Origin of the sequence: Rhizobium etli 8C-3 (assembly GCF_001908375.1) — a bacterium.
Lineage (GTDB): Bacteria > Pseudomonadota > Alphaproteobacteria > Rhizobiales > Rhizobiaceae > Rhizobium > Rhizobium etli_B.
Map to the genome: position 1 here is coordinate 1,827,990 of NZ_CP017244.1, position 16,039 is coordinate 1,844,028.

Here is a 16,039-nt window from a genome sequence, read left to right on the forward strand (position 1 = left end):
ATTGTATTCGCCGTAGCATCGTGCTAGCGGTTGAACCTGTCAAGAGGCAAGACAGCAGATGATTTCGACGAGACCCAACGAACCTTCAGTGGCCACGACCCAGATACAGCGCGCCAACAGCCTGGCCGGCGACGTCTACGAAGCGATCTTCAACCAGCTCATGTCGTTGAAGATCGCCCCGGGTGCGCGCATCACGGTCGATAACCTGGTCAAGGAGTTCAACGTCTCCCACACTCCGATCCGCGAAGCACTCGGCCGGCTAGAGGGCGAGGGTCTCGTCGTCAAGCAGCATCTCATCGGCTATCGTGCCGCACCCCAGATCACGCACCAGCGCTTCGACGAACTCTACGAACTCCGCTTGCTGCTTGAGCCCCCCGGCGCTGCGAAGGCAGCCCAGGCGATGAACGACGAAAGGCTTGCGATCCTGACGGAGGCCGCAGGCGTGATGACGCGTCGTGACAACAGGGACGAGCGGGCCAACTATTCGACCTTCGCCCGCCAGGACGCCATCTTCCACGACCGCATCATGGAATTTGCCGGCAATGAACTGATCCGCGAGATGCTGACATTCCAGCACACGCATTTCCATATCTTCCGCCTGATGTTCCATCGACGCGTGACCGAGGAGGCGCTCGGCGAGCATCAGACGCTGCTCGATGCTTTCGCGGCTCGCGACCCCGAAGCCGCGGCGAACGCAATGCGCATTCATATCGAACACTCGCGCGACCGGCTGCTGCCAGCATTCGACGAAACATGAGCAACCCGGCGGGCAAGGACGTGCCTGCCCGACCTGACAACGAGGAGGAGAACCATGCCAGGCAAGAAAATCCTGATGCTCACCGGCGATTTCACCGAGGAGTACGAAATCTTCGTCTATCAGCAGGCCATGGAGGCCGTCGGCCACACGGTGCACGTCGTCTGCCCCGATAAGAAGGCAGGCGATATACTGAAGACGTCGCTGCACGACTTCGAAGGCGACCAGACCTATACGGAAAAGCTCGGACACAACGTCGTCATCAACAAGACCTTTTCGGAGGCCGAGGCGCAACTCGACGAATACCACGCCGTCTACTGCGCGGGCGGTCGCGGGCCCGAGTACATTCGCACCGACAAGCGCGTTCAGACGATCGTCCGCCACTTCCATGAAACGCAAAAGCCGATCTTCACTATCTGCCACGGCGTCCAGATCCTGATCGCCGTCGATGGCGTCGTGCGCGGCAGGAAGGTGGGCGGGCTCGGCGCTTGCGAGCCGGAAGTGACGCTGGCCGGCGGCACCTATGTGGATCTGTCGCCGACGGAAGCTTATGTTGATGGCACGATGGTATCAGCCAAGGGCTGGACGGCACTCGCCGCCTTCATCCGCGAATGCCTGAAGGTTCTCGGCACGGAGATCCGTCACGCCTGATACGGCGGCCAAGAAAAAAAGGGTTCGGCAGGTGACATCTGCCGGACCTTTTTGCGCTGGGGCCTCGCAATCACGCGCCGCCGCGGTTCCAGCCTCGGCCCGTGCTGCCGAACATCTCGTAGCCCCCTTCGGTGACGGCGAGCGTATCCTCCAGCTTGATGAAGCCGCGCCTCGGATGAAGCATGGTCGTCTCCACCGACAGTACCATGTTTGCCTCCAGCGGCCGCTCCGCATCGATGCCCTCGTAGGTGACCGGGTGATTGGTCATCAGGAACGGCGCCTCGTGGCTGATCAGGCCCATACCGTGACAGAAGAAATCGGTGAAGGCCGCAGAAGGCGATGCCTTCAGTTCCGCCTCGGCCGCCTCGATCATCTCGCGGCCGAAAGCGCCAGCGCGGACCCTTGCAAAAGCCTTTTGCTGGATCGCGTCAACCTCGGCGAGCAAATCCTCGAGTTCGTCATCCGGCTCGCCCAGCACGCCCATGCGGCAGAGGTCGCCAATATAACCGTGATAATTCCCGCCCGAATCGATCGACAGGACCTCGCCCTTCTCCCAGGCCTGCGGCGAGGCCGCGCGGTTGTGGCTGGAGCCGAGCGTCAGCAGGCAATATTCGAAGTGGAGCCCGCGGTTCGTCTCCTCGCGCCGGAGCTGCTCGATGATCTGCGCCTTCGTCGAGCCCTCCCGGGCGCCGGCGATCGTCGCCTTCATCGCTTCCGTGATAAGTTCGGAAGCCGTTCGCAGCTTGGAAAGCTCGTCCGGCGTCTTGATCGCGCGCAGGCGCTCGAGCGTATGCGTCGCATCGACGAAACTGGCGCCCTTTAGCCCGGCGACAAGCCCATCGCGGGCATCCGACGGCAGGAATGCCGGCTCGATCCCGATGCGCGTGCTCGCCTTGCCAATCTTTTTCAGATGTTCGACGGCAAGTGCTGCGGCATCGATCGTGCCCCAGGTCGCCGTGTGCACGGTCGGTGTCCAGAATGGGTTGTTCTGGTGCTCGCCGCCTTCCATTCGGTTGCCGAGATAGGCCGCGTGGTCAGGTGCGCCCCTTTCGTAGACGACGACGGGCAGGTACCGGCTATGGCCGATGGCATCCATGGCCATAAAGAAGATGAACTTGTAGCCGCCCATCAGATATTGGGTGTTGTGCTTCGAGGTAGCGACGATGACGTCGATGCCCGCCTCCTCCATGAGCCCGTCGAGCTTGGCCGTATCGAACGGCGGCATGGCGAAACCTGTTTCCCTTGCATTGGTGTACACCGCTTCTCCTCCCACAAAACGTATGGCCCGGCTTCAGGAGCCCGGCGGCAGCAGGCGAAAGTCCGGCAGCTCGCGCAGCGCAAGCTCCGGCCCCGCCGGCGAATAGACGACGAAGAGCTGCATGGGCCCGGCGCCGGTATTTTTCGTCGAATGGAAGCGGCTTTCGGGAACATAGACGGTGCAGCCAGGCCCAACCTTCGTCGTGATCGGATTGCCGTTTTCGTCCTCAACCATCTGCTCGCCCTCCCCACGGATGACGAAGATGATCTCTTCCGCACCCGGATGATTGTGGCGGGCATGTCCCTGGCCACTCGGCAGGTCGACGACACCACCGGAAAAACGGCTGGAACCGTTGACTTCCGGCGCCACCGTCAGCGACAGCCTGCCCCAGTCAAATCCGAAGGCGCTGACATCCTTTGGATAGATGAAATACCCGTCTTTTGCCATGAAAGGGCCGCCTCCGTGTCCTTCCTCAGACGACCGCGCCGATGGCGAGTGCCTTGAAATCTTCGGTCTGCTTGCGGATGGCCGCCTCTGCCGGCAGGCGCTCCATCGAGCTTGCGCCGTAAAAGCCGTGGCAGCCAGGGCAACGCTCCAGGATGTAGCGCGCATCCTCCGGCATGGAGATCGCACCGCCGTGGCAAAGCACGATGACGTCGTCGCGCACGGAGCGCGCCGCCTTGGCGATCGCCGTGATCTCGTCGACGCAGTCATCGAGCGACTTGCCGGAAGTGGCGCCGATTGTGCCGCCGGTCGTCACACCCATATGCGCCACGACGATGTCGGCGCCGGCAACCGTCATGTCGATCGCCTCGCGCTCATTGAAGACATAGGGCGTCGTCAATAGGTCGAGCGCGTGGGCAGTGGCGATCATCTCGACCTCCAGACCATAGCCCATTCCCGTCTCCTCGAAACTCTGCCGCATCCGGCCGTCGAAGAGGCCGATCGTGGGGAAGTTCTGCACACCGGAAAAGCCCATTTCCTTCAGGTCGGCGAGAAAACGCGGCATCAGCACGAAGGGGTCCGTGCCGTTGACGCCGGCAAGCACCGGCGTGTTTTTCACGACGGGTAGCACCTCGAGCGCCATCTCCTTCACGATCTCGTTGGCATTGCCATAGGCGAGCAGGCCGGCCGCCGAGCCGCGGCCGGCCATGCGATAGCGCCCCGAATTGTAGATGATGATGAGGTCGATGCCGCCCGCCTCCTCGGCCTTGGCGGAGATGCCCGTGCCGGCGCCGCCACCGACGATTGGCACGCCGGCTGAAATCATGCCGTGGAATTTTTCGAGGATGGTCTTGCGGGGTATGGCTGGCATTGGTTGTCTCTCAAGGGTTGGCGATGTCGCGATAGGCCGCAACCGCGGCTTCGGCGAATTGCGGGTCATTGATATGCAGCGGTAGGCGGATGATGCGTCGCGCCGCCGTCGGCTTCACGGTCGCCTCCAGCGCGGCAAAGAGCGCGGCGTCGGCTTGCGGGTCGAAGAATGCACCACCTTCGATATCGAGGGCCGAGACGCCCCTTTCGGGAATGAGGAAGCGAACGGGGCCTTGGCAGAGATTGAGCTTCTCGCCGATCCAGCGCCCGATCTGCGCACATTCGGCGGACGTGGTGCGCATCAGCGTGACGTTCGGGTTGTGGCGGTAGAAGAGCCGGTCGGCATAGTGCCCCGGTACCGTCTTCGGCGCCCAGAAATTGACCATGTCCAGCGCGCCGACGGAGCCGACATAGGGCAGGCGTGAGCGGGCGATTGCGCCGAAACGGTCCGAGGTGGCAGGCAGGACGCCACCGAAAAGCAGGTCGCAGACCTCGGTGGTCGTGATGTCGAGCACACCGCAGACGAGGCCGCTGTCTGCAAGCTTCTCCATCGTGCGCCCGCCCGTGCCGGTGGCGTGGAAGACCAGGCAGTCGTAGTCCGCCTTGAGGCGCTCGACCATTGCGGTTACTGCAGGTGTCGTTACCCCGAACATCGTAAGCCCGAGGGCCGGTTTCGATGCCGTCACCTCAGCTGGCCGGGTGGCCATGGCCGTGATGGCCTGGGCTGCATTGTGCAGGATGACCCGGCTCAGCCGGTTCAGGCCCGCCATGTCGGTGACCGAGGGCATCATCACGATGTCGGAAACATCGACATAGGGAGCGACATCGCCCGACGCCAGCGTCGAGACCATCACCTTGGGCAGGCCGAGCGGCAAATTGCGCATGCCTGCGGTGACGATCGAGGTGCCACCGCCTCCGCCGATGCCGATGACGCCGGCGATGTCCTGGCGCTCGGCGAGAAAGCGCGAGAAGGCAATGCCCATCGCCTCGACCGCCCTGCCGCGGTCGTCGCCGGCAAGGACGGCTCCAACGCCACCCGGATGGCAGGCGGCAACCGTCTCGGCACTGATATCGACGGCGGTCGCCGGCTGGCGGGTGCCGACATCGACGCGCACGACATCACCGCCCGCCGCCTCGACGCAAGCGGCCAGGTAATCGAGCTCCTCGCCCTTCGTGTCGGCCGTTGCGACGACGTAGATGTTCTTCATTTCTCCTCCACGACGACGTGGATCCCCACCACGCCATATCCCGCCCTTACAGCCATTCGATTGGCTCTTGCAAATTGGTGAGACGCGCGTATCGTAAAGACATGCATGTCTCACGTCAACAGAATGAAACCGCCAAAACCGTCGAGCGTGGCCCGCGGGCCCGCACGCGGAAACTGATGCTCGAAACGGCAACGCGGCTCATGCAATCCGGCATCACTCCGTCGGTAAGCGAAGTCGCCGAGGCTGCCGAAGTGTCGCGCGCAACCGCCTACCGCTATTTTCCAAGCCAGGCCGCGCTCGTGCACGCCGTGGTGGACGAGGCTCTGGGGCCGATACTCGACTGGTCGTCCGACAGTCCCGATGCACGCATCCGCGTTGCCGACCTGCTGGCGACCGCGATGCCGCGCATTGACGAGTTCGAGGCCACCTTCAAGGCGGCACTGAAGCTTTCGCTGGACCAGTGGGCGCAGCGCCAGGCCGGCACGCTCGGCAACGAGCCACTGTTCACGCGCGGCCACCGCGTCGATCTCCTGGAGAGCGTGACGAAGCCGCTTCAGGGCACCGTGTCGCCCGAGGCCCGCGCACGCCTTGCACAGGCGCTCTCCCTTGTCTTCGGGGTCGAGGTGCTGATCGTGCTAAAGGATATCTGGGGACTGACCTCGGAAAGCGCACAGTCGGTTGCCGCATGGGCGGCCAAGGCGCTCGTTGAGGCTGCGGTACGGGAGGCGGGGAGCGAGGCATGACATCGACGACCTTCGGATCGCAAACGGCAACTGGTTCTACCAGTTTTGGAAGTATCTTTTCGCATTGCGGGCCAGAGCGGCCACAGCCAATGAGACGAGCCGACAAGACAATATCCACAAATGCGCAATTATGCACTCGATCTAGAGCCTTTGTAGAGGCGTCGTGGGTGTAGGCATCGCCGAAAGTTGGTCTTGACGCTTATTATGTTTGGTATTACCAGATTTAGCAACCAGCATTCGGGCTGGAGATCTGAGACGGGAAAAAGGTCGGGGGAGGCCCACCAGAGCGAACACCACCCAGGAGGATCGGAAAGTCGGATCGGAAGGCCCGCACGAAGCGGGAAGCGTGCATAAATGGGAGGAAACGTTATGCGCAAAACTATGACCGGTCTCTTGGCCGGTGTCGGGCTGATGTTGGCCTGCGGAACGGCCGCACAAGCCCAGGAACTGACGATCTTCTGGGCCGAGTGGGACCCGGCAAACTACCTTCAGGAACTCGTGAATGAATACGAGGCTGAAAGCGGCGTGAAGGTCACTGTCGAGACCACGCCGTGGGCCGACTTCCAGACCAAGGCCTTTACAGAGTTCAACGCCAAGGGCTCGGCCTACGACATGGTCGTCGGCGACAGCCAGTGGATCGGCGCTGCGTCCGAAGCCGGGCACTATGTCGACCTCACCGACTTCTTCAACAAGCACAAGCTCAACGAAGTCATGGCGCCGGCGACGGTGAAATACTACGCCGAATATCCCGCGAACTCCGGAAAGTACTGGTCGATCCCGGCTGAAGGCGACGCAGTCGGCTGGGCCTACCGCAAGGACTGGTTCGAGGACCCCAAGGAGATGGAGGCCTTCAAGGCCAAATACGGCTACGACCTCGCCCCGCCCAAGACATGGGCCGAGATGCGTGACATCGCCGAATTCTTCCATCGTCCAGACGAAAAGCGCTACGGCATCGCCATCTACACCGACAACTCCTATGACGGACTCGTGATGGGCGTGGAAAACGCGATCTTTTCCTATGGTGGCGAACTTGGTGACTATCAGAACTACAAGGTCGACGGCATCATCAATTCGGAAAAGAACGTCAAGGCGCTCGAAATGTATCGCGAGCTCTACGGCTTCACGCCTCCCGGCTGGGCGAAGACCTTCTTCGTCGAGAACAACCAGGCGATCACCGAGAATCTGGCGGCGATGAGCATGAACTACTTCGCCTTCTTCCCGGCGCTGGTCAACGAGGCGTCCAATCCGAACGCCAAGGTCACCGGCTTCTTCGCCAACCCGGCCGGCCCGGGCGGCGACCAGTTCGCAGCGCTTGGTGGCCAGGGTATCTCGATCGTTTCATACTCGGAGAACCAGGAAGAGGCGATGAAGTTCCTGGAATGGTTCATCAAGGACGAGACCCAGAAGCGCTGGGCCGAACTCGGCGGCTACACGGCAAGCGCAAAAGTGCTGGAATCGCCGGAGTTCCAGAATGCGACACCCTATAACAAGGCCTTCTACGAGACCATGTTCAAGGTGAAGGACTTCTGGGCGACGCCTGAATATGCCGAACTGCTGATCCAGATGAACCAGCGCATCTATCCCTTCGTCACCGCCGGCGTAGGCACGGCGAAGGAAGCGCTCGACGCACTTGCCAAGGACTGGAACACGACCTTCAAGAAGTATGGTCGTCAATAAGCCTTGATACATGACGGGAGGTTGCCTGGCTTCCTCCCGTTTTTCTACACCAGAGAACCAAACGACGCATGGCACTTCGTCCATGCCCAGGCAATGCGCAACCGGATGCCATCACCGCGTCCAGCGCTGGGCTCTTTGAGGAGGAGCACATTGGCAACCGTCGTCATGACATCCCTTGACGCGAAATCGCGTGCCGCATCGCGCGGAATGAGCGATATCAGTATCCGCAACCTGTTCATCATCCCGACGATCCTCTTTCTGATCGTCTTCAACATCTTTCCGCTGATCTATTCGCTCGGCTATTCCTTTACCGACTTCCGCGCCTCGTCAAACGCGCCGGCCAAATTCGTCGGCCTGCGGAACTACCGCGAGCTGCTCAACGACATTTTCATCTGGTCGAATTTCGCCATCACTGCAAAATATGTGATCGTCTCTGTGACGGGGCAGGTGATCGTCGGCTTCGGCACCGCAATGCTGCTCAACCGCGACATTCCGCTGAAGGGATTGCTCACCACGCTGCTCCTGCTGCCGATGATGCTGTCGATGGCGGTGGTCGGCCTCTTCTGGAAGCTGCTCTACGATCCTTCCTTCGGCATCATCAACTACACCCTCGGCCTCGGCTCCTTTGAATGGTTGTCGAACCCCGACATGGCGCTCTACGCCGTGGCGATCACCGACATCTGGATGTGGTCGCCCTTCGTGATGCTGCTGTCGCTCGCCGGCCTGTCTGCCGTGCCGAAGCATCTCTACGAGGCGGCAGCTATCGACCGGGCGGGTCCGTTCTACACCTTCTTCCGCATCACGCTGCCGCTGGTGGCGCCGATCCTGATGATCGCCATCATCTTCCGGACCATGGAAGCCTTCAAGACCTTCGACCTCGCCTACATCCTGACCAGCCAACCGACGACCGAGGTGATTTCGATCCGGCTCTACAAGATGGCATTCCAGGAATGGCAGACGGGGCGCTCCTGCGCTCTCGCCTACATCGTGCTGATCATGGTGCTCGCCATCACCAACATCTATGTCAAATATCTCAACAAGGTGAAGGAGCGCTGAGATGGCTGCCGTCCAAACCCGCTCCGAACGCGCGCTGAACCGGGTGGCGATCGCCGCCGTGCTGGTCATCACTCTGATCTTCCTGGCGCCGATCTACTGGATCACCTCCACGGCCTTCAAACCGCGCAACCTCGCCACCACCATTCCGCCGACCGTGCTTTTCGAGCCGGAAATCTCGCCCTTCGTGAAGCTCTTCACCAAGCGCTCGCAACTGCGCGTCGCGCCGACTCCTGAAGAATATGCCGACGCCCCCTGGTGGGAGCGCATGGTATTCGACGGGGGCGAGAAAATCGTCCGCTCCGGCCGCGGCGAAATCCAACCGTCGGGCTATCCAAACCGCTTCATGAACTCGCTGATCATTGCCATCACCTCCACGGTGCTGGCCGTCAGCATGGGAACCTTCACGGCCTACGGCTTCTCGCGCTTCAAGGTGAAGGGAGAGGCCGACCTTCTCTTCTTTATCCTGTCGACCCGCATGCTGCCGCCCGTCGTCGTCGCCATCCCGATGTTCCTTATGTACCGCGCCGTCGGTCTCAACGACACGCACTGGGGCCTCATCATACTCTACACTGCCTTCAACCTCTCCTTCTCCGTCTGGCTCATGAAGGGCTTCATCGACGAGATCCCGAAGGAATATGAGGAGGCGGCTCTCGTGGACGGCTACACCCGCATGGAAGCCTTCTTCAAGATCGTGATCCCGGAAGCGGCGACAGGCATCGCCGCCACCGCTGTCTTCTGCTTCATCACCGCCTGGAACGAATACGCATTCGCGCTGATCATGACGAACCGGCGCGCGCAGACCGCACCTCCCTTCATTCCGAGCCAGGTTGGCTCGGGCCTGCCGGACTGGACGGTAATTGCGGCCGGCACGGTCCTGTTCCTGCTGCCGGTCGCCATCTTCACCTTCCTGCTCAGGAACCATCTCCTGCGCGGCATGAGCTTCGGAGCGATCCGCAAATGACTTTCCGCGCCCTGAACCAGAAATATCTCGAACCCGGTTCGCAGTACCTGATGATCTTCGGCATCATCGCCCTCTGCCAACCTTGGAACCTGCTTCTCCACCGCTACGGCATGACGATGACGCTCATCGGGCTGATCGCCTTCATGGTGACGACCAAAATCCCGCGGGAGGAACAACGAGACGAAGGCAGCCATTCATGACGCAGATCGAACTTCGCGGCATCCAGAAATATTTTGGTGCCGTCCAGGTCATCAAGAACCTCAATCTCGCCATCGCCGACAACGAATTCATCGTGCTGCTCGGACAATCCGGCTGCGGCAAGACGACGACGTTGCGCGCCGTAGCCGGCCTGGAGACCATCGACGAAGGCGACATCCTGATTAACGGCCAGCCGGTGCAGCACATGAAGGCGTCGGACCGGGACATCGCCATGGTATTCCAGTCCTTCTCACTCTATCCGCACATGACGGTCTACGAAAACATCGCCTTTCCCCTGCGCGCGACGCGCATGAGCAAGGGCGACATTGATACGGCGGTGGGCGAGATCGCGCGTGTGCTGCGCATCAGCGAGTTTCTCGGCCGCAAGCCCTCAGCGCTTTCGGGCGGCGACATGCAACGCGTGGCGATCGGCCGGGCGCTTGTGCGCCGGCCAAAGGCCATGCTGATGGACGAACCGATTGGCGCCCTCGACGCAAAACTGCGCGAGGAGATGCGCGCCGAAATCAAGCGCCTGCATCTCAAGCAGGGCTCGACCACCATCTACGTGACCCACGATCAGGTCGAGGCCATGTCGCTCGCCGACCGCATCGTCATCATGCACGAGGGCATTCTTCAGCAGGTCGGCAGCCCGTTCGAGGTCTATGCCTATCCGGCGAACATGTTTGTCGCGCAATTCGTCGGCAGCCCTGTCATGAACATGGCGCAGGCGACGGTCAGCGAAACGGATGGCCATGCCAGTGTGCAGATCAGCGGTGGAGCAAAGGGCTTCGAGTTCCCCGCCGCCCTTGCCAACCGCCTCTCGGACGCGAAGGCCGAGAACGGCAAGCTGACGCTCGGCGTCCGGCCAGAGGGCGTACTCATCTCGCGCGAGGCGCGCGAGGGCTTCTTGCCAGTGGAGGCACACATCATCGAACCGCTCGGCTCGCACGATATCGTCGACCTGAAGGTCGGCGACCAGATGATAAGGGCTCGCACCAAGAGCGGATTCGTGTCTGGTCCGGGCGAAACCGTCTGGGCACGCATCGACCCCGCGCAGGCCCATTTCTTCAACACGGCGACCGGCTCGTCGCTCGGGATCAGACTCTGATGGCGCATATCGAACTCAAGGGCATCACCAAGACCTTCGGCAAGCACGCGGCGCTGAATAACCTGAACATCGAAATTGCTGACGGCGAGTTCTTCGTGCTGCTTGGCCAGACCGGTGCCGGCAAGACGACGACGCTGCGCCTGATCGCCGCTCTCGAAAAGCCGACGGCAGGGCAGATCCTCATCGACGGGCAGGACGTCGCCGACTGGGGGGCCGCCGAGCGCGACGTGGCGCTGGTGCTCCAGCAATATTCGCTTTATCCGCGCTATACGGTGCGGGAGAACCTGGAATTTCCGCTGAAATCCCGCATCCGCCGTGTCGAACCTGCAGAGATCAAGGAACGCGTCGAGCGGGTCGCGAAAACCCTGCGCATCGAGCACCTGCTCGACCGCAAGACCGACCGGCTGTCGGGCGGCGAGATGCAGCGCGTCTCGATCGGCCGAGCCATTGTGCGAAAGCCGCGGGTCTTCCTGATGGACGAACCGCTGTCGGCGCTCGACGCCAAACTGCGCGAGGCGCTGCGCACCGAGCTGAAAAACCTGCAGATGAACCTCGGCGCAACCTTCCTGTTCGTCACACACGACCAGATCGAGGCCATGTCGATGGGCGACAAGATCGGCGTGCTGAACAACGGCCATCTCGTGCAGACGGGCACCCCGCATGAAATCTACAACAACCCGGTCAACACCTTTGTCGCCCGCGCAGTCGGCTCGCCGCCGATGAACCTGATCGGCGGCACGCTTTCAGGCGGCGAGGCCGTGGCCAGCGAGGGCTACCGGCTGCCGCTCGGCAACGGGTACGCGATTGCGACGGACGGTCGCCCGCTCACCTTCGGCATCCGCCCCGAGGACCTCTTTCTCGACAGCGGTGCGCCGGGACAAGCTTGGGTGCACGACGTGGAGAACCATGGCGTCGAAAAGATCGTGACGCTGCGAACCGGAAACGGGGAGCTGTTGCAGGCAACCGTGCCGGCCCGCACGGAGCTGGCGATCGACGAGTCCGTGCGCTTCTGCTGGAATCCGGAAAAGGTCGTCCTTTTCGACGGCAACAGCGGTATGAGCCTGCGCTACGCGACATGACCTGATCGCACCGCAAGACGCCGACGGAGCCCCTCGAAAAACTGCGGGGGAACGCCGGCGTTTCGGATTGTCGCAAAGGGGCTCGCAGCTATGCCGGAAAACGCCGGCGATAGTGTTCGACCACCTCGGGATTGCGCAGATTGACTGGCAGTTCGCCCTTCAAGACGCGCATGGCTTCGCCGGCCGCGCCCGTTCCCATACGCATCATGCTCTCTTGCGTTAGGCCGGCGAGATGCGGGGTGACGATGACATTGTCGAAACCGAAATAGGGATGGTCGAGCGGCAGCGGCTGCGTGGCGAAGACGTCAAGCGCGGCTCCGCCGATGCGGCCATCGTCCAGCGCCTGGATCAGCGCCGCGTCATCGATCACCGGGCCGCGCGAGACGTTGACCAGAATGGCATCGGGCTTCATGCGGCCGATGCGCCCGGCATTGAGCAGGCCTGCCGTCTCCGGCGTCAGGGGGCAGCAGAGCACGATGATATCGGCCATGGCGACGAGGTCGTCGAGCGGCATGGAGCGCGCACCATGCGGCACGCTTTCAGGCGAGCGGCTCGTGGCGACCACCTCCGCGCCGAAACCGAACTTCGCGATCCGGAAGATCGCCTTGCCGACATTGCCCATGCCGACGATGCCTATGGTGCGGCCGCAAAGGTCGACAGCCCCGTCCGACTGGCTGCGCCCTGCCGCCCAGCCCTTCTGACGCAATTCCCGGTCCATTGGGCGGAAGCGCCGAAGCAGGGCCATCGTCACAAGGAAGACGTGCTCGGCGACCGTCGGCGCGTTGACGGCCGGCACGTTGGCGACGAGCACCCCCGCACGGGTCGCCGCATCCATTGGCACCATATCGAGCCCGGCGCCGTGGCGGATCGCAGCGCGAAGGGCCGGCGCATTCTCAAAGAAGTCCGGCGGGATCGGCGCGCGCACGATGATGATGCCAGCGCCCCGCCCTTCGCGAAGAAAGGTTTGAGGATCGGCGGCGGACGCGACGCGCAGATCGCCCGCAGCCTTGAGCATGGCCTCAGCCGCTGGATGAAGGGGATGCGTGGAAAAGATGAAGCTCATCGGACCTCCCAGCCGGTTACGCCTACCCGACGGCCGTCGCTGGCCCGCCGATGAGACCCTTCCAGTAGCTTTCCGCACCCTGGAGATGCGCGTTCATCAATGCCTGGGCGAGATTGCCGTCGCGGGCAACGAGCGCCTCGTAGATGCGGATATGTTCCTCATGTGAGCGCCGGCTGCGGGCGATGTCGCCGAAATAGATCGGCAGGCGCTGTTCGCCCATCACGTAGTAGACGCTGCACACGCGATAAAAGACGCTGTTCTTGGTAGCGCGGACGATCTCCAGATGGAAATCCCGATCCTCGCGTGCCAGTCCCTCGCCAGCGGCAAGCTTCGCCTCGGACGCGGCGAGGATGTCGCGCAGGCGCTGGTAATTCTCTTCCGTCGCCCGCAGGCAGGCCAGTTCGGCGGCCTTGATCTCATGGATCTTGCGAAGCTCCACGGTCTCGTAGATCAGGATAGGATCAAGCGGCACGCCGGCGCGCACAAACAGTGCCATCGCCTCGACGCTGGCCTCCGTGGTCGTCAGGTAGATACCGGACTTGGCGCGGCGTTCGACGATGCGCATGGCTTCCAGGATCGCCAGCGCCTCGCGAATCTGGCCGCGGCTGACCCCGAAATGCTCCGCAAGCTCCCGCTCTGAAGGCGTGCGGCCATTGTCGCTCGAATTCGAGAATAGATAGCCTGCGAGATCGGAGAGTAAGGAGTTTTCTTTCATCTTACTATCTTTGCGCGTGAGCCTCGAGGACCCGCCGGTTGATCGTGAAGCCCAGGCCGGGTTTATCGGGAATCTCTATCATGCCGTCCTTCACCGACACCGTGTCTTCGACGAGATCATGGATCATCGGATTGGCGCCAAGCGAGTATTCGATGACGAAGCTTGCCGGGGAAGCCGCGCACAGGTGCAGGCCCGAGAAAAAACAGGGCGCTCCGGCCCACAGATGCGGTGCGAAACGAAGGTTGAAGGCGCTGGCGAGCGAACTGATGCGCATCGCCTCGGTGATACCGCCGCAAAAGGCCGGATCGGGCTGGAATATATCGGCAGCCCGCAGCACGGCAAGATCGCGGAAGGCAAAGCGGGTCGCCTCACTCTCGCCGGCGGCGATCGGCACATTTCCGGACGCGCGTACCTCCGCCATGCCCGGCTTGTCGTCGGCTATCACCGGCTCCTCGAACCAGGCGATGTCGCAATCAGCCACCATCTGGATGAAGCGCTTCGCCTCGGCAACCGTATAGGTGCCGTGCGCATCGACCATCAGGTCGATGTCAGGGCCGATCGCCTTGCGAGCCGCCCGCACCCGCGACGCCGAGACATGCGGCGCACCGTCCATCGCGCCGACTCGCATTTTGACCGACTTGAAGCCGTCGGTGGCGATATAGGACTTGAGCTGCTCGCCGATCCTGTCCGCGCTCTCCCAACCGCCCGAAGCATAGGCAGGCAACCTGTCGGCCTTGCGGCCGCCCAGCAGCTTCCAGACGGGGACGCCGAGCGACTTGCCGAGAATGTCCCAAAGCGCCATGTCGACGGCGCTGATCGCCGCGATGGAAAGACCACGCCGCGCGATCTCCGGCATAGCGTGACCCGAAATCGCCGCCATCTCGTGGCGGGCTCCGTTGTAGAGCATTTCCCATATGGCGGAGATGTCGGCAGGGTCGCGGCCGATGAGCTTCGGCCCCACCTCGTGGTTCAGCATATGCACCAGCGTGCCGTAAGTGCCTGCGCTGCCGGCAGCATTCTTGCCCTCTCCCCAGCCGACGATGCCGTCATTCGTCTCTATACGCACGATCGCGGCATCGAAGGTCGTCAGTCGGCCGAAGTCGCTACGGTGTTGGCGGCTCGCCTCGATCGGGATCTTCACCCACCAGGCCTCTACGGTTTTGATATGCATGTGTCGGATCCCCCGCCCTCACGACCTCGCCGGCCGGCAGGGCATATGCCTTTCCGTTCATCACTTGATCAGCGGCAGGATCGTCTCGGCCGTGATCCGCATCTGATTGTCGTAGAACGTCTCGGTGAGAAGGCTCGAGCCGTGGTCCTGGATGAACTTCAATTGCTCCGGCGGGATATCGACGGGGTTGCGCTCCACCATGTCCGGGTACTTGGCAGCCGGCGTGCGATCGACGGGGGCGACGAACTCGTTCGTCACCGCACCCTCATAACCGATTTCCTTCAGCGTGCCGATAATCTTGGGCCAGTCGAGCTGGCCGAGGCCGGCGGCGAAGCGATTGTTGTCGGCCACGTGGAAATCGAAGAGGCGCTTGCCGGCCAGCCGGATCGCCTCGTACATGTCCTCCTCCTCGATATTGAGGTGGAAGGTATCGAGGCACACACCGCATTGCGGGCTCACCGCATCGGCCAGCGCCAGCGCCTGGGCGGCGCGGTTGATGAGATAGGTCTCGAAGCGGTTGAGCGGCTCGATCGCCAGCCGTACGCCCTTCTTCTGCGCGTGGGTGAAGCACTCGCGGGTGGCGTCGACCACCCACTTCCACTCCTCCTCTTCGGTCGCATCCGGCACGACCTTGCCGACGGTCGCCGGCACGAGCGTGACGATCTCGCCCTCGAGTTCGCTAACCATGGTGATGACGCTATTGACGTAATCCACCGTCCTGGCGCGCTGGCCTTCGTCCTTGGCGGCAAGATTGCGCTCGCCCAGCGTCAGAGTGACGGCGCCCCAGCAGCGGATGCCGTGTTCCTTGAGCAGCGCGCGCGTGCCCTTCACATCGTACTGCGTCGGCTCGCCCGATATCTCGATGCTCTGGTAGCGGTATTTCTTGATCCGCTTCAGCGTGACGGCAAGCGGCTCGGCCCGCATCCAGTTGTGTGTTGAAAGATGCATGAGGTCTCCTCCCAGACTGTTTGCGGCTCGCTCGACCGCTGAGGGCGGCAAGCGGTCCCTCTTGTCAGCCAAGCCCGAGATTGCGCGCATCTGGTTTGGCCAATTATCGCTGTTGAAAGCTCTAGCGCAAATTCT

17 protein-coding genes are annotated in these 16,039 nt (G+C 62.3%); 9 read left to right on the forward strand and 8 right to left on the reverse strand.

The genetic code is table 11. From position 1 onward, the window contains the following. The first annotated feature begins 58 nt into the window (after positions 1–58). Complete coding sequence (locus tag AM571_RS33570; RefSeq protein ID WP_074065227.1) at positions 59–757, forward strand: GntR family transcriptional regulator; 699 nt, start codon at positions 59–61, stop codon at positions 755–757. A gap of 54 nt (positions 758–811) precedes the next feature. After that, entirely contained in the window at positions 812–1,405 is a 594-nt protein-coding gene (locus AM571_RS33575; RefSeq protein ID WP_074065228.1) for a DJ-1/PfpI family protein, read from the forward strand. A gap of 70 nt (positions 1,406–1,475) precedes the next feature. Here the strand turns inward: AM571_RS33575 and AM571_RS33580 are convergent, their stop codons facing one another. From AM571_RS33580 to AM571_RS33595, 4 genes are all read right to left on the reverse strand, one after another. Further along, complete coding sequence (locus AM571_RS33580; RefSeq protein ID WP_074065735.1) at positions 1,476–2,630, reverse strand: M24 family metallopeptidase; 1,155 nt, start codon at positions 2,628–2,630, stop codon at positions 1,476–1,478. 66 nt (positions 2,631–2,696) lie between these two features. After that, positions 2,697–3,110, reverse strand: coding sequence for a cupin domain-containing protein (locus AM571_RS33585; protein WP_074065229.1), 414 nt, complete (start codon positions 3,108–3,110; stop codon positions 2,697–2,699). A gap of 25 nt (positions 3,111–3,135) precedes the next feature. Then, positions 3,136–3,978, reverse strand: coding sequence for a phosphoenolpyruvate hydrolase family protein (locus tag AM571_RS33590; protein ID WP_074065230.1), 843 nt, complete (start codon positions 3,976–3,978; stop codon positions 3,136–3,138). Between the two features lie 10 nt (positions 3,979–3,988). Beyond that, a complete protein-coding gene (locus AM571_RS33595; protein ID WP_074065231.1) occupies positions 3,989–5,185 on the reverse strand; it encodes a Tm-1-like ATP-binding domain-containing protein in 1,197 nt (398 codons plus the stop codon). 101 nt (positions 5,186–5,286) lie between these two features. Here AM571_RS33595 and AM571_RS33600 point away from each other — a divergent pair, with 101 nt between their 5' ends. The 7 genes from AM571_RS33600 (at position 5,287) to AM571_RS33630 (ending at position 12,007) form a co-directional block, all read left to right on the forward strand. Further along, positions 5,287–5,928 carry a TetR/AcrR family transcriptional regulator gene (locus AM571_RS33600; RefSeq protein ID WP_074065232.1) on the forward strand — a complete coding sequence of 214 codons (642 nt, stop codon included), beginning with the start codon at positions 5,287–5,289 and terminating at the stop codon, positions 5,926–5,928. Between the two features lie 369 nt (positions 5,929–6,297). Then, positions 6,298–7,605 carry an ABC transporter substrate-binding protein gene (locus tag AM571_RS33605; RefSeq protein WP_074065233.1) on the forward strand — a complete coding sequence of 436 codons (1,308 nt, stop codon included), beginning with the start codon at positions 6,298–6,300 and terminating at the stop codon, positions 7,603–7,605. 150 nt (positions 7,606–7,755) lie between these two features. Further along, positions 7,756–8,661 carry a carbohydrate ABC transporter permease gene (locus tag AM571_RS33610; RefSeq protein ID WP_074065234.1) on the forward strand — a complete coding sequence of 302 codons (906 nt, stop codon included), beginning with the start codon at positions 7,756–7,758 and terminating at the stop codon, positions 8,659–8,661. 1 nt (position 8,662) lies between these two features. Then, the gene (locus AM571_RS33615; protein ID WP_074065235.1) at positions 8,663–9,622 is read left to right on the forward strand and encodes a carbohydrate ABC transporter permease; all 960 of its coding nucleotides are present in this window, start codon (positions 8,663–8,665) and stop codon (positions 9,620–9,622) included. Further along, positions 9,619–9,822: a hypothetical protein gene (locus AM571_RS33620; protein ID WP_074065236.1), complete on the forward strand. Its 204-nt coding sequence runs from the start codon at positions 9,619–9,621 to the stop codon at positions 9,820–9,822. Before AM571_RS33615 ends, AM571_RS33620 begins: the two co-directional genes overlap by 4 nt. Beyond that, positions 9,819–10,928 (forward strand): ABC transporter ATP-binding protein, encoded by a 1,110-nt coding sequence (locus AM571_RS33625; protein WP_074065237.1) that lies wholly within the window; start codon positions 9,819–9,821, stop codon positions 10,926–10,928. Before AM571_RS33620 ends, AM571_RS33625 begins: the two co-directional genes overlap by 4 nt. Beyond that, positions 10,928–12,007 (forward strand): ABC transporter ATP-binding protein, encoded by a 1,080-nt coding sequence (locus AM571_RS33630; RefSeq protein WP_074065238.1) that lies wholly within the window; start codon positions 10,928–10,930, stop codon positions 12,005–12,007. The genes AM571_RS33625 and AM571_RS33630 overlap by 1 nt, the downstream gene beginning before the upstream one ends. Before the next feature lie 88 nt (positions 12,008–12,095). Here AM571_RS33630 and AM571_RS33635 read toward each other — a convergent pair whose 3' ends face one another. The 4 genes from AM571_RS33635 to AM571_RS33650 are packed head-to-tail and all read right to left on the reverse strand — an operon-like array spanning position 12,096 to position 15,904. Beyond that, a complete protein-coding gene (locus AM571_RS33635; protein WP_074065239.1) occupies positions 12,096–13,070 on the reverse strand; it encodes an NAD(P)-dependent oxidoreductase in 975 nt (324 codons plus the stop codon). Positions 13,071–13,092: 22 nt separating this feature from the next. Next, positions 13,093–13,785, reverse strand: a complete 693-nt coding sequence (locus AM571_RS33640; protein ID WP_074065240.1) for a FadR/GntR family transcriptional regulator — start codon at positions 13,783–13,785, stop codon at positions 13,093–13,095. A gap of 4 nt (positions 13,786–13,789) precedes the next feature. Then, a complete protein-coding gene (locus tag AM571_RS33645; RefSeq protein WP_074065241.1) occupies positions 13,790–14,956 on the reverse strand; it encodes a mandelate racemase/muconate lactonizing enzyme family protein in 1,167 nt (388 codons plus the stop codon). A 60-nt stretch (positions 14,957–15,016) separates the two neighbouring features. Next, positions 15,017–15,904 carry a sugar phosphate isomerase/epimerase family protein gene (locus tag AM571_RS33650; protein ID WP_074065242.1) on the reverse strand — a complete coding sequence of 296 codons (888 nt, stop codon included), beginning with the start codon at positions 15,902–15,904 and terminating at the stop codon, positions 15,017–15,019. Positions 15,905–16,039 lie beyond the last annotated feature (135 nt).